The organism is Glycomyces artemisiae, assembly GCF_003002955.1.
Classification (GTDB): Bacteria; Actinomycetota; Actinomycetes; order Mycobacteriales; family Micromonosporaceae; genus Glycomyces; species Glycomyces artemisiae.
The window spans coordinates 703,160-717,377 of sequence record NZ_PVTJ01000002.1; the positions used below are offsets into that span (position 1 = coordinate 703,160).

8 protein-coding genes are annotated in these 14,218 nt (G+C 70.3%); 4 read left to right on the forward strand and 4 right to left on the reverse strand.

What is annotated here, in order from left to right:
- Nucleotides 1-16 precede the first annotated feature (16 nt).
- Together B0I28_RS07880 and B0I28_RS07885 are read left to right on the forward strand one after the other, a co-directional pair.
- Nucleotides 17-1,684: an FG-GAP repeat domain-containing protein gene (locus tag B0I28_RS07880; RefSeq protein WP_106363223.1), complete on the forward strand. Its 1,668-nt coding sequence runs from the start codon at nucleotides 17-19 to the stop codon at nucleotides 1,682-1,684.
- Between the two features lie 145 nt (nucleotides 1,685-1,829).
- A complete protein-coding gene (locus B0I28_RS07885) occupies nucleotides 1,830-4,487 on the forward strand; it encodes an FG-GAP repeat domain-containing protein (protein ID WP_106363224.1) in 2,658 nt (885 codons plus the stop codon).
- A 105-nt stretch (nucleotides 4,488-4,592) separates the two neighbouring features.
- On the opposite strand, the gene B0I28_RS07890 is transcribed toward B0I28_RS07885, so the two are convergent.
- Nucleotides 4,593-5,795: a M20 metallopeptidase family protein gene (locus tag B0I28_RS07890; protein WP_342761198.1), complete on the reverse strand. Its 1,203-nt coding sequence runs from the start codon at nucleotides 5,793-5,795 to the stop codon at nucleotides 4,593-4,595.
- Between the two features lie 219 nt (nucleotides 5,796-6,014).
- Between B0I28_RS07890 and B0I28_RS07895 the strand changes: the two genes are divergently transcribed.
- Nucleotides 6,015-7,532, forward strand: coding sequence for a serine/threonine protein kinase (locus tag B0I28_RS07895; RefSeq protein WP_106363226.1), 1,518 nt, complete (start codon nucleotides 6,015-6,017; stop codon nucleotides 7,530-7,532).
- 427 nt (nucleotides 7,533-7,959) lie between these two features.
- Here the strand turns inward: B0I28_RS07895 and B0I28_RS07900 are convergent, their stop codons facing one another.
- From B0I28_RS07900 to B0I28_RS07910, 3 genes are all read right to left on the reverse strand, one after another.
- Nucleotides 7,960-9,177, reverse strand: a complete 1,218-nt coding sequence (locus B0I28_RS07900) for a S8 family peptidase (protein ID WP_146148008.1) — start codon at nucleotides 9,175-9,177, stop codon at nucleotides 7,960-7,962.
- Nucleotides 9,178-9,580: 403 nt separating this feature from the next.
- Complete coding sequence (locus B0I28_RS07905) at nucleotides 9,581-10,762, reverse strand: S8 family peptidase (RefSeq protein ID WP_219926620.1); 1,182 nt, start codon at nucleotides 10,760-10,762, stop codon at nucleotides 9,581-9,583.
- Nucleotides 10,763-11,038: 276 nt separating this feature from the next.
- Nucleotides 11,039-12,592, reverse strand: coding sequence for a S8 family serine peptidase (locus tag B0I28_RS07910; RefSeq protein WP_106363229.1), 1,554 nt, complete (start codon nucleotides 12,590-12,592; stop codon nucleotides 11,039-11,041).
- 356 nt (nucleotides 12,593-12,948) lie between these two features.
- Between B0I28_RS07910 and B0I28_RS07915 the strand changes: the two genes are divergently transcribed.
- Entirely contained in the window at nucleotides 12,949-14,208 is a 1,260-nt protein-coding gene (locus B0I28_RS07915; RefSeq protein ID WP_106363230.1) for an RNA-guided endonuclease InsQ/TnpB family protein, read from the forward strand.
- Nucleotides 14,209-14,218: the final 10 nt, after the last annotated feature.

The window sequence follows — 14,218 nt, forward strand, 5'->3', positions numbered from 1 at the left end:
AATTGACAGGAGCCACATGGAAACCCGCAGCACCGCCCTCCGGCTGGCGGCGTTCGCCGCGACCGGCCTCATGTCCGCCGGGGCGTTCGCCGCCCCCGCCGCGGCCCAGGAGAACGCGCCCCGCAACGACTTCACCGGCGACGGCCATGCCGACCTCGTCGCCGTCCGCAACGCCGACGGCGCGCTCCTGCTCTACCCGGGCAGCGCCGAGGGGACCTTCGACACCGCCCCGACCGTCCTCGCCGCCTCCGGCTGGGCCGGCATGGACGTCGTCATGGCCGGGGACCTCACTTCCGACGGCAACGCGGACCTCCTCGCCCGCGACGGCCGGACCGGCGTCCTCTCCACCTACCCCGGCGACGGCGCGGGCGGCCTCGGCGCCCGCGTCCAGTCCGGGACCGGGTGGGGCCCCGTCGAGGTGTTCGCCTCGAACATCGACTACGACGGCGACGGGCTCACCGACATCCTCGCCACCCGCAAGCACGACAGCCGCCTGTTCGTGTACGCGGGCAACGGGAACGGCACCTTCGACGGCGCCGTCGCCTACGCGGGCGACTACAACCGCGCCGACCTCATCGTCGGCACCGGCGACCTCGACTTCGACGGCGAGGACGACTTCATGGTCCGCGTCGACGACGAGGAGGTCGGCTTCCAGATCTACCGCTACCACCTCAGCGGCGGCGACGGCGCCTGGGAGCTCACCACGCTGGGCGAGGGCAGCGTCGACCACCCCTACATGGACCAGGTCGCGTTCCTCGGGAACACCGACGGCGACGACGACACCGAACTCGTCAGCGTCGACGAGCGGACCGGCGCGCTCTACCGCATGTCGGTGAGCTCGAACCTCGTCTCCTACATCCACGACCACACCGTCATCGGCACCGGCTGGAACCGCCTCCGCCTCGCCGAGTCGAACACCGACCGCGACCACGACTTCGACATGGACGGCACCTCGGACCTGTACGCCCGCAACGCCGCCGGAGAGGTCTTCCACTACCCGGGCACCGCCTCCGGCTCGATCGGGTCGCGGGTCTCCATGGGCTCCTTCGACGCCGACGTCGACTCCATCGAGACCTCCGGCGACCTCGACGGCAACCACCTCCCCGACCACCTCGCGCGGACCACCGGCGGCGAACTGTACGTCGCCCCCGGCTGGGGCACCTCCGGTGCGCAGGTCATGCTCACCAACCGGATCGGCACCGGCTGGAACACCATGAGCGCCATCGTCTCCGGCGCCGACCACAGCGGCGACGGCCTGAACGACATCATCGCCCGCGAGGCCGCGACCGGCTACCTGTGGCTGTACCCGGGCACCGCCGAGGGCGCCGTCGGCCCCCGTACGCGCATCGGCACCGGCTGGAACGCGATGTCGCTCATCACCGCGGTCGGCGACCTCGACCACGACGGCGCCGCCGACCTCCTGGCGCGCCGGAACTCCGACACCTGCCTGTACTTCTACGGCGGCAAACTCGCCGGGGGCCTGAACAACGGCGTCCAGATCGGCTGCGGCTGGAACGTCATGAACACCATCGTCTCCGTCGGCGACTTCAACGCCGACGGCCACGCGGACTGGATCGGCCGCCACACCAACGGCAACCTGTACCTCTACAAGGGCAACGGCGCCGGCACCTACACGGCCTCGACCGTGGTCGGCACCGGCTGGAGCGGGTTCGACATCGCCTGACCCGGCCGCCGAGGGCGGCCCCGCTGATCGCGGGGCCGCCCTCAGCGCATTCGGGGTGCAACCGGTTTCGCCAACAAGGCGTGTAGTCCAGGTCGGACTTACGACACCCCACGAGAACCCCCATGCAAACTGAACAAGGAGCTCAATGAACCCCGATTCCCCCGGGCGCGTCGGCGCGCGCCTGATCGCGGGCGCCGCGGCAGGCCTGCTGGCCGCCGCCGCTTTCGCGGCCCCGGCCGCCGCCCAGGACGAGGAACCCGCCTACGAGCCGTTCCTCCACGGCGACGTCACGATCACTGAGGCCGCACCCGGCACCACCGTGAACGTCACCCCCGTGTTCTTCCAGCAGCAGGACCTCGCCGCGGACACCGCGGCCGTCGTCGTCGAGTTCTCCGACTCGGTCGCCGACCGCCTCGGCAGCCCCGCCGCGCAGGCCGCCGAGACCTACGACAACTGCGGCGACACCGCAGGCGGCGGCATCGCCTGCGTCATCACCGGATTCACCGGCCAGACCGGCGCCCCGTTCACCCTGACCGGCCCGATCGGCTACGCGATCGACGCGAAGGCCCCCGGCCCGATCGACATCTGCGGCTGCGCGTACACCGTCACCACGGTCGACGCGGCCACCCTCGCCGCCGAATACGGGTCGATCACCGACGACCCCGAATCCGCGAACCGCCTCAGCCTGACCCCCGCCGCCGACCAGGCATGGAGCGCACCGGCCGACACCGCAGCGGCCGCGCCCTCCGGCGCGGTCACGGTGGTGACCACCGAGCAGCAGTTCGACCTCTACGTCAGCGGCCTCGAATCGTGGTCGGGAAGCATCGGCGACCAGCCCTCGCAGGTCCTCAGCGTCAACAACGCGGGCCCGGCCACCGCCTTCGACATGTCCGACGAGGGCCCCGGCTCCTACGTCTTCCGCGGGCGCATGCCCGACGGCGTGGAGCTCGTCGAGGTCAACTCGGACGACAGCTCCCGCTGGACCTGCCTCGACGAGTCCGAGCTCGCCGCGGAGTACGAGCGGACCGAGACCACGGCGCTCGACCGGTTCGACTTCGTCTGCTACTTCGAGTCCGTCCTCGCGGGCACCAAGTACGCGGGCCTCCAGATGCACACCAGGATCACCGAGGGCGCCACCGAGCCCGGCCGGTTCGAGGTCGCCCCGACCTACACCACCGAGTACAGCGAGAACCTGGACTCGACGCCGTGGAACGACGTCTGGGTCGTCCTCAACGGCCGCCCCGGCATCCCCCTGGCCCGCAACGACTTCAACAACGACGGCCTCGAAGACCTGGTGTCCGTGCGCCGGTCCGACGGCGCCCTGCGCCTGAACACCGGCAACGGCGACGGCACCCTCGACGCGGCCACCACGATGGCCTCCTCCGGCTGGGCCGGGTTCGACGTCGTCATGGCCGGCGAGGTCAACAGCGACGGCCACGCCGACCTCCTGGTGCGGGACAACGCGACCGGCACCCTGTACACCTACCCCGGCGACGGCGCGGGCGGCCTCAAGCCGCGCATCCGCTCCGGTTCGAGCTGGAACACCATGGGGGTCTTCACGACCCTCGACGTCGACGGCGACGGCATGACCGACATCATGGCGGTCCGCAAGTCCGACGGCGGCCTGTACTACTACTCCGGCAACGGCGACGGCACCTTCGCCAACGGGGTCCTCCTCGCCACCGGGTACAACTACATCGACGCGATGATCTCGATCGGCGACGTCGACAAGGACGGCGTCGAGGACGTCATGTTCCGGCTCAGCCAGACCCAGCAGTACTGGGTGTTCGCCAGCACCGCGACCGAGCCCGTGGAGCTCTCCCCGACCCTCGGCGAACCCGAGGGCCGCCGCCTCCGCCAGCTCGTCGGCGCGGGCGACCTCGACCGCGACGGCCTCCTCGACCTGCTCTCGCTCGACACCCGCACCAGCGGCCTCTACCGGCAGAGCTTCGGGCTGACCGGCTGGGTGAACTCCTACCGGACCGTCCAGTCCTCCGGCTGGGCCGGCGCCAGCCTCCCGATGGTCACCCTCGACCGGGCCCACGACTACGACGAGGACGGCGCCTCCGACATCCTCGCCCGCCGCAGCGCCGACGGCCACCTCCTCATCTACTACGGCACCGGCACCGGCAGCTTCTACAGCGGCCTGTACACCTGGGGCACGGCCTTCAGCGGCATGAACCTCCTGGAGACCGCCGGCGACCTCGACGGCGACAACCGCCCCGACCTGCTCGCCCGCACCTCCGGCGGCACGCTCTACGTGTACCCCGGCAACGGCACCGGCTCCTACGTCGACCAGCGCATCAAGGTCGGCGGCGGCTGGAACTCCATGAGCGCCATCGTCTCCGGCTACGACTACAACGACGACGGCAAGACCGACATCATCGCCCGCGAAGCGTCCAACGGGAACCTCTGGCTCTACCCGGGCACCGGCACCGGCTCCCACGCCGCCCGCGTCCTCATCGGCACCGGCTGGAACTCGATGTCGCTCATCACCGCGGTCGGCGACCTCAACCACGACGGCACCGCCGACGTCATCGCCAAGAAGAACTCCGACAACTGCATGTACTTCTACGCCGGGAAACCCGCCGGCGGCCTGAAGAACGGCGTCAAGATCGGCTGCGGCTGGGACGTCATGAACGCCGTCGCCGCAACCGGCGACTTCAACGGCGACGGCCACCCCGACTGGGTCGCCCGCCACACCAACGGCAGCCTCTACCTCTACAAGGGCAACGGCGCCGGCACTTACTCGGCGCTGGTCAAGGTCGGCTCCGGCTGGGGCGGCATGAACATCATCGCCTGACGGCCATGGACGGACGACGGGCGGCGGCTCCACATCGGAGCCGCCGCCCGTTCCGCGCATGCGGCAGTCGATGATGCAGCGGGAGTCGACTCAACAGGCGGTGCCTCAGCAAGCAGTGCGCTCGGAAAGCCACGCCGACATCGCCCGCACGCCGTGCCCGATCGCGGCCTCGTCGGGATCGAACGTCGGGAAGTGCGGGTACGACGTCGTGACGTCCGCGCCCGGCGACCGGACCCCGAGATACGTGTACGTCCCGGGAAGCTCGTCGAGGAACAGCGCGAAGTCCTCGCCGCTGAACGGGATCGGGGCATGGACGACCCCGGTGCCGAACCCGCTCCGGTCCAGGAACCGCTTGAGCCCGTACGCCTCCGGGGCCGGGCAGACCATGGCCGGGAACGGGTCCTGCGGGAACACCGCGGACCCGCCGTACGACCGGGCGAGCGCGTCGATGTCGGCGCGCACCTCCGTGTAGCGGTCCTCCGGCCAGCAGCGCGACGCGAACGACACCGTGCCCTCCTCGGCCGAGGCCCGCGTGTACACGAACTCGGCGAGCGGACCGTCCTCGACTTGGAGATCCTCGACCAGCCGCTCCAGGTCCGCCGCGTCCTTCGGCACCGACACCGTCGCGAGCGCGGCGATATCGGCCGACAGCCGCTCGGCGCGCTCGGCCGCACCCTCCCCGTCGAGGACGACCGTCCCCCGGTCCTGCCCCGGCAGGCCCGAGCCGGGATTGATGCCGAACATGCCGACCGGGAGCAGACCGCAGTGCAGCGCATGGATCTCCTCCGGCCGGGCGATCCCGAACACCCCCGCATCGAGCATCGCGCGGGCCCCGGTGAGCGTCTCCTCCGCGGGCTGGAACACGAACACGACCGTGCCGTGCAGCCGGTGCCGCAGCCGCGAGAGCACCAGCGCCGCACCGACACCCACCGTCGTGTGGATGTCGTGCCCGCACAGGTGCAGCGGCGCCGTCCCGCCGCCGATCTGGTCCCCGGCCGGGACCGCGTCCATGTCGGCGCGGTAGGCGACCGTGCGGCCGCGATGGCGCCCGCGCACGACCGCGACGACGCCGTGCCCGCCAACGCCGGTCGTGACCGACAGCCCTGCGGCCGTCAGCCGCTCGGCGACTCTGGCCGCGGTGCGCGACTCCTCGCCGGGACCCTCCGGGTTCGCGTGCAGGTCCCGGCGGAACGCGATCAGATCGCCTTCGAGCCGGTCCACCTCCGCTTCGATCATGTTGCGCCGCAACGCCGCAACGGCGTGAGTCGGGAGCCCGACCGCGGCGGCGACGGCCGCGGAGCCGAGCAGCACGCGGCGGCTGAGACGGGAGAGACGGGTGCATTCATGGTTTCCTCCGAACGGAAGTCGATGCCCCGATTCTCGATCCGCCACGGCCCCTTCCGCAGTCATGCAGACCCCCGGAACCGCGGTCAGGCAGACCCGTCATGACGTTCGCGTGAGCGATACGTGGCGGCCGGTGCCACGATCACCGGACCCACTACCGCACCACCGCTTGCGAGGATCGCCGTGCACACCGGATCGATGATCGCCGACCGCTACCGCCTCGACGCCCCGATCGCCTCCGGCGGCATGGGCGCGGTCTGGAACGCCCGCGACACCAGGCTCGAACGCGCCGTCGCCGTCAAAATCCTCAAGTCCGATCTGGAACACGACGACACCGCACGCGCCCGCTTCCAGCACGAGGCCCAGGCCGTCGCCTCCCTCCGCCACCCCGGCATCGCCGCCCTCCACGACTACGGCGAGACCGACGACGGCGACGGCGGCACCCTCGCCTACCTCGTCATGGAACTCATCGAAGGCCGCACCCTCACCGCCCGCCTCCTCGACGGCCCCCTCCCGCACCCCGACACCATGCGCCTCACCGCCGAAGTCGCCGCCGCCCTCCACCACGCCCACGAGCACGGCATCGTCCACCGCGACATCAAGCCCGCCAACATCATCATCGACGCCCGCGGCCAAGCCGTCCTCGTCGACTTCGGCATCGCCCTCTCACCCGGCCGCGGCACCATCACCGAATCCGGGATGCTCATGGGCACCCTCTACTACGCCTCGCCCGAACAACTCGAAGGCCGCCCGCTCACCGGCGCCACCGACGTCTACTCCCTCGGCGCCGTCGCCTACGAATGCCTCTCCGGCACACCGCCGTTCACCGGCGACACCGCCGGCACCATCCTCAACGGCCACCTCCACCACCCGCCCCCGCCGCTCGCCCCCGACATCCCGCCCGCCCCGGCCGCCGCGATCCTCCAGGCCCTCGCGAAGGATCCGGGCCGGCGCTGGCCCACGGCCGAGGACTTCGCGCGCGTCTGCCGCGACGCGGTCGCCGATCCGCTGACGCCCCAGGCGGTCTCACCGGTCCTCGCGATCCCGGGCGCGGCCCGGCCGTGGACGCCGCCCGCGGGCGCCCGGCCCTTCGAACCGGTCACTGCTGCGACCCCGATCCTGCGGCGCCGCGGCCGCCGCCTGCTCATCGCCTCCTCGGCTGCGATGGCGGTCTGCGCCGCCGCGGTCGTGGTGGCCCTGTCCCCATGGAGCCGGGCCGACGACAACGGCGACGGCGCGACCGGCGTGATCGAGACGCGCAGCGCCGCAACCGACAACGAGACTCAGGCCGCGACCGGCACAGGCTCACCGTCCGCAGCACCGTCGACCTCCGCGACGGAATCCGCCGCAGAGGAAACAGCAACGGCGGCGGACGACACCGAGGGAAACCCCGGCGGCACCGATGACGACGACAACCCGGATCCGACCGAACCCGAAGACGGAGGCGAAGATGAGGGAGGCCAGGTCGAACCGGGGGCCGCATCCATTCCCGATGTCACAGGCATCTGGTACACCGACGCCCGCGATGAACTCGTCTCCGCCGGTTGGGAATCGGTCGCCTACGACACCGTCACCGACGATCCCGGCACCGGCCAGACCGAGTGCTCGGTCGTCTACCAGAACCCCTCAGGCGGCACCCCGACCCACTACGACACCACGGTCACGCTGACCTACTGGGAGTCCTTCCCCGGAGCCTGCTGACCCGCATCGTCGTCGGCGCAGATCCACGACACGCCTTCTGAACAGCACTTCCACAGAGTTATCCACAGGCTGGAAATGAGTTCTGTGCAAACTCGACCCGACCTGTGAGAGTTAGTAGAGAAAAAACACCTGTCTCCGGTGGTGGTGGAGAGGAGGCAGGTGGAGCTGGTTCCGGTAGGACTGGCGGTGAATGTGGGAATCCCCGGGGGCCGCCCCCGAAGACCGCGCGGGAGTGCACTCCCGCGCGGCTCCTACCGGAACACCACCTCGCGAGGTACGAATCGCGGGCGCACCGGCACCCAGCCGATGCGCCCGCACCAATACGACGGCGGGGCCCGCGCCGTGAGGCGCGGGCCCCGGCCATCTCATCCCAACAGGAGGTTGTCGGCCGAGGCAGTGCTGCCGGCGACGGCTGCTGGCGGCGGTGCTACTGGAGGAAACCGGTGTTCAGCAGCAGGTTCGGGCTGCCGTTGACGCCGTCGACGGCGTCGGGGACGGCGCCTTCGGTGAGGGCGGCCGCGACCTCGTCGGGGGTGGCGTCCGGGTTGGATTCCAGGAACAGGGCGGCGACGCCCGCGACGTGCGGGGTGGCCATGGAGGTGCCGGAGATGGTGTTCTCGGCGTCGTCGCCGTCGATCCACGACGAGGTGATGCCCACGCCGGGGGCGAGGATGTCGACGCACTCGCCGAAGTTGGAGAAGGAGGCGGCGGCGTCGTCCTCGTCGGTGGCGCCCACGGTGATCGCGGAGGGCTCGGAGCCGGGGGACACGTTGCACGCGTCCTGGCCCTCGTTGCCCGCGGCGATCGCGAAGGTGACGCCGGAGTCGACGGCGGCGGCGATGGCGTCGTTGAGGGCCTGGCTGAAGCCCCCGCCGAGGCTCATGTTGGCGACGGCCGGGCCGGTGGCGTTCTGGGCGACCCAGTCGATGCCGGAGATGATGGCGGAGTAGGAGCCCGAGCCGTTGTCGTCGAGGACGCGGACGGCGCGGATGGTGACGTCCTTGGCGAGGCCGTAGGTGGTGCCGCCGATGGTCCCGGCGACGTGGGTGCCGTGGCCGTGGCCGTCGGCGGGGTCGGTGTCGTCGTCGATGAAGTCGTAGCCTTCGCCGACGCGCCCTTCGAACTCGGTGTGGGTCGCGTTCAGGCCGGTGTCGAGCACGAACGCCTCGACGCCGGAGCCGGTCTGCGTGTACTCGTAGGAGGCGTCGAGCGGGAGCGCGTCCTGGTCGACGCGGTCGAGGCCCCACGACGGCGGGTCGGCCTGGACCTCGGAGACGTGGGCGAGCTGGTCCTGCTCGACGTAGGCGACGGAGTCGTCGGCGGCGAGTTCGAGGGCCTCGGACTCGGTCAGTTCGGCGACGTAGCCGTTGACGGTGCCGAGCGTGTGCTCGATGTCCACGTCCACGCCGAGGTCGTCGGCGAGGGCGGTCAGGCCGGGGGCCTGGTCTTCGAGGACGACGATGTAGGAGCCGTCGATGGCGTCGGGGGAGTCGGCGCCGATGATGTGGGCCTGCGCGGGCTCCTCGGCGTTCGCGAACGAGGTGGCGGCGATGGCGGACCCGCCTGCGGCGACCGCCGCGGCGGCGATGGCCGCGGCGGTGCGCACGTGTCGGCGCTGGGGCTTTCTGGTTCCTGCCGTAGACAAGAGGAACTCCTTCGGTTGTCCCCGGCGGGGCGCGGTGCTTGGGCCGCGCCCGCCTCGGGGGGGAGGGTTTTCGGGTGGGGCCCGGTGCTCTGGGGGGAGCGGGGGAGGACCCCGGGGTCCGGCGGCGTCGTGCTGCCGGCCGAAGCGCGGACCGGGCCCCCTCGGCCCGGTCCGCGTCACCCGTCCGGGCGCTGCGGCCGTGCGACGGGCCGTCAGACCCTGGCAGTGAGCCTAAACGAGAGAACAAATCGTGTAAAGGGTCCGTACCGGATGAATAGATCAGTGAATGGGCAACCACCGCCAACTGTCCGAAACAGACGAACGGGCTGAAGCGCTGCGTACCGCTGGTACGCAGGGCCTCAGCCCGCCTGGTCAGCGGCCTGTCGCGGGGCCGCTCACCGGTTTACAGGTAGGTGTAGAGCAGCCGGTTGGGGCTGCCGGTGCCGGGGCTGGTCACGACGCCGGTGGTGGCGTTGGAGGTGATCCAGCTGGACACCGCGGACGGGGACGCGCTCGGGTTCGCCTGGAGGTACAGGGCGGCGACGCCCGCGACGTGCGGGGAGGCCATCGAGGTGCCCGAGATGGTGTTGGTCGCGGAGTTGGACGAGTACCACGCCGAGGTGATCGACGAGCCCGGCGCGAAGAGGTCCACGCAGCTCCCGTAGTTCGAGTAGGAGGCGCGGGCGTCGGTGGAGGTGGTGGCGCCGACGGTGATGGCCGTGGGCGTGGAGGCGGGGGAGCGGTTGCACGCGTTGGTGGACTCGTTGCCGGCGGCGACCACGAAGGTGACGCCGGAGGAGACCGCCTGGGTGACCGCGTTGTTCAGGGACGCGGAGTAGCCGCCGCCGAGGCTCATGTTGGCGACGGCGGGCTTGATGGCGTTGGTGCGCACCCAGTTGATGCCGTTGATGACCCCGGCGGTGGTGCCGGACCCGGAGTTGTCGAGGACGCGCACGGCGTGGAGGGTCACGTTCTTGGCGACGCCGTAGGTGGTCCCGCCGATGGTGCCCGCCACGTGGGTGCCGTGGCCGTTGCCGTCCTGCGGGGTCGAGTCGTTCTGGATGAAGTCGTAGCCCGCGCCGACGCGCCCGCTGAACTGCGAGTGGGACGCGTTGATGCCGGTGTCGACGATGTAGGCGTGGACGCCCGCGCCGGTGTAGTTGTAGGTGTACGTGCCCGACAGGGGCCGGTTGCGCTGGTCGATGCGGTCGATGCCCCAGGTCGCGCCGGTCTGCGTGGCCTGGGTGGTGAACGCGGCGTTCTGCTCGACGAACGCGACGCCGTCCTGCGCGGCGATCTCCCGGGCTTCGAGCTCGGTCGACTCCACGAGGAACGCGTCGACGCCCCGGTAGGTCTCGACGACGTCGGCGCCGCCGCCTTCGACGCTCTTGACCTGCGTCGAGAACGACGCGTCGTCTTCGAGGACGACGATGTACTCGCCGGCGATGGCCCCGGCGGCGTCCTCGCCGAGGATGGCGCCGTACTCGGGCGCGGCCTCGGCGGCGGTCGCGGTGAACGCGAGCGCGGTGACTGCTGCGGCGGCGAGCGCCGCGGCGGCGCTCAGCCTGGTTCTGGTGGGTGACATGGACATTGGTCCCTTCGGGTGGTCCCGGCGAGTCCAGCGCCGGGACGGGGGTTTTCGGGGTACCGCGGGTACTGCGGGGTATTGCAGGGGATCGGGACGGCGCCCGTCCGTCCGCGGTGGACGGATGGGCACCGGGCCTCGTGCATCGTACGGGTGCCGGGCGGCCCCGGTCGCGCGTCCGCCGCTGCGACGGCTCCAGGTCGCGGTGCGCGGCGGCTGCGGCCGACGGGGAGGGTCCGCCCCGGTCACCCGCTATTCAGTTGTGAGGGGGGCGGATCAGAGTTCGAGGGTCCAGGAGTTGAGGCGCCCGGAGTCCCCGGAGTAGGCGTCGACGATGCGCAGCGTCCAGGTCCCGGCGGCGGTCTCGTTGGCGAGGTTCACGGTGTACGTGGCGATCACGTTGTCGGCCGAGTCGCTCGCGGAGGACGACTTCAGCGCGTAGCTGGTGCCGTCGGGGGCGATCAGGCTGATGGCGAGGTCGCCGCGGTAGGTGTGCGTGATGTTCACGGCCACGGTCGAGTTGGAGCGGGCGGTGCCGTCGCAGGCGAGCGTCAGGGTCGAGTTGACGGTGGCGCGGTCGGCGATGGCGGTCGCGGTGGAGTTCGTGGCGGCGCAGTCGCTCGGCTCGGGGTCGCCGCCGCCGTCCTCGTCGCCGGTGTACAGCAGCAGGTTCGGGCTGCCCTGGACGTCGGAGACGCGGCCGGTCCCGGCGTTGCCGGTGATCCACGCGGCCACGTCGTCGGTGGTCGCACTCGGGTTGAGGCCCAGGTAGACCGCGGCGGCGCCCGCGACGTGCGGGGAGGCCATGGAGGTGCCGGAGATGGTGTTGGTGGCGGAGTTGGAGGAGTACCACGCGGAGGTGATGTCCACGCCCGGCGCGAACACGTCCACACAGGACCCGAAGTTGGAGAAGTAGGCGCGGGTGTCGGTGTCGTCGGAGGCGGCGACGGTGATCGCCGACGGCGCGGAGGCCGGGGACACGTTGCACGCGTCCTGGTCCTCGTTCCCGGCGGCGACCGCGAAGGTCACCCCGGCGTCCACGGCGGCCTCGACGGCGTTGTTGAGCGACGCGGAGTAGCCGCCGCCCAGGCTCATGTTCGCCACGGCGGGCTCGACCGCGTTGGCCGCCACCCAGTTGATGCCGTTGACGACGCCGGCGGTGGTGCCCGACCCGGAGTTGTCGAGGACGCGGACCGCGTGGAGGGTCACGTTCTTCGCGACGCCGTACGTGGTGCCGCCGACGGTCCCGGCGACGTGCGTGCCGTGGCCGTTGCCGTCCTGCGGGGTCGAGTCGTTCTGGATGAAGTCGTACCCGGCGCCGACGCGCCCGGTGAACTCGCTGTGCGAGGCGTTGATGCCGGTGTCCACGATGTACGCGTGGACGCCCGTCCCGTCGCCGAGGTACTCGTAGCTCCCGTCGAGCGGCAGGTCGAGCTGGTCGATCCGGTCGATGCCCCACGTCGCGTTCGGCTGCACGTCGGCGATGGAGACGACCGCGTTCTGCTCGACGAACGCGACGCCGTCCTGCGCGGCGATCTCCCGGGCCTGCTCCTCGGTGGACTCCACGAGGAAGGCGCCGACCTCGCCGTACGCGGCGACGACGTCGGCGCCGCCGCCCTCGATGCTCTTGTTCTGCGCGGAGAACGAGGCGTCGTCGTCGAGGACGACGAGGTACTCGCCGTCGATGACGTCGGGGGAGGCGGCGTTCAGGATCTCGCCGAGCGGTGCGGCGTTGGCGGCGAGGCCGCCGAAGGTGAGCGAGCCGACGGCCGCCGCGCCTGCGATGGCGGCGGCGGATATTCGGCGGACGGAACGGTGCGAGACGGTCATAGGGGGGTACTCCCTCTCGGTTCAGTTGTTCACCGCGCGAAGCGAAACAATGGGATGCATCCGCGCGGAAGGCGCAGTTCGGTGGAACCGGCCTTTTTGGGCTTTCACACCGAGGTTAGGGAAGTCACAACATAAAGTGAAGACCCTGGAAGACCCCCATAAATCACTGAATGAAGAGTCGGTTACCAACCGGTATGAGCGGTCCTGAAGCTGGTAGGATGTTTGGTTCGTCCGCACAGGACAAGGAGTGAATCCGGAAGGTTCGCCGCCGCTCAGTGTGTGGTGAGTGTAGTAGGTCGCCTGCTCGACGGTCCCACGTCAACGGGCATGTCGTACCTGAGCGGTAGTGTCCGGTTGTGCTTCTCAGGTACCGGTTCCGCCTCTACCCGACAGGCCCGCAACGGGCGGCGCTGTCGAGGAGCTTCGGGTGTGCCCGGGTCGTTTTCAATGACGCGGTTGCGGCCAGGAAGGCCGCGTTCGCGGCGGGAGATCCGTACCCGACCACAGCGGCATTGTCGAAGGCGCTCATCACCGAGGCGAAGCGCACTCCCGAACGGGCTTGGCTTGCGGAAGTGTCAGCGGTGGTGTTGCAGCAGGCCCTTTCGGACTGCGACCGGGCCTGGCGGAACTTTTTCGACTCGCTCAAAGGGAGGCGGGCCGGAGCGCGGATGGGGCCGCCCAGGTTCAAGAAACGCATGGGGGCGCAAGCGATTCGCTTGACGCGCAACGCTCGATTCCGTGTCCTTGAGAACGGCAGGCTCAGGCTGCCGAAGATCGGCGATGTTGAGGTGGCATGGTCGCGGCAGCTGCCTGTCGAGCCGACTTCGGTCACGATCCTGAAGACGGCCACGGGCAAGTATTATGCGAGCTTCGTAGTGAGCCTCAACCATGACGAAGCCTTGCCTCCGGTCGAGACTGAAGTCGGGATCGACCTGGGGCTCAAGGACTTCGCGGTGCTCTCGAACGGGAGAGTGATTGAGAACCCCAAATTCTTTCGCAAGCTTGAACGGAAGCTGAAGAAGGCGCAGCGGGTGCTCTCTCGTAAGGTGAAGGGCTCAGCGAACAGAGCCAAAGCCCGTCTCGCGGTCGCGCGGGTGCACGAGAAGATCAGACATCAACGGGATGATTGGATCAACAAGCAGGTCGCGGAGGTAGTCGCCGAGAACCAAGGCGTCTATGTCGAAGACCTGTCGGTGCGCGGTCTGGCGCGCGGCCCGGGAGCGAAGTCGATCCATGACGCCGCGCTCGGACTGTTCACTACCCGGCTGGGGTCGAAGGCGGCCCGAGCCGGGCGGACGTTTGCGAAGGTCGACCGGTTCTTCCAATCCACGCAATTGTGCTCGGTGTGCGGTGTGCTCGCGGGTCCGAAAGGCATGGAGGGACTCAAGGTTCGCGAGTGGGAGTGCGGGTGCGGTGCGGTCCATGACCGGGACCGCAATGCTGCTGCCAATATCCTTCGTGAAGGTCAGCGTTTGGTCGCCGCCGGGCAGGCGGAGACCGTAAACGCCTCTGGAGGGCAGGTAAGACCAGGGACACCTGGCACCGCCCGCAACCCCCGCGATGCGGGACAGAATGAGGAACCCACCCGTACCCGACTCGTACCCACGAGCCGTTAGCCGGAAATTG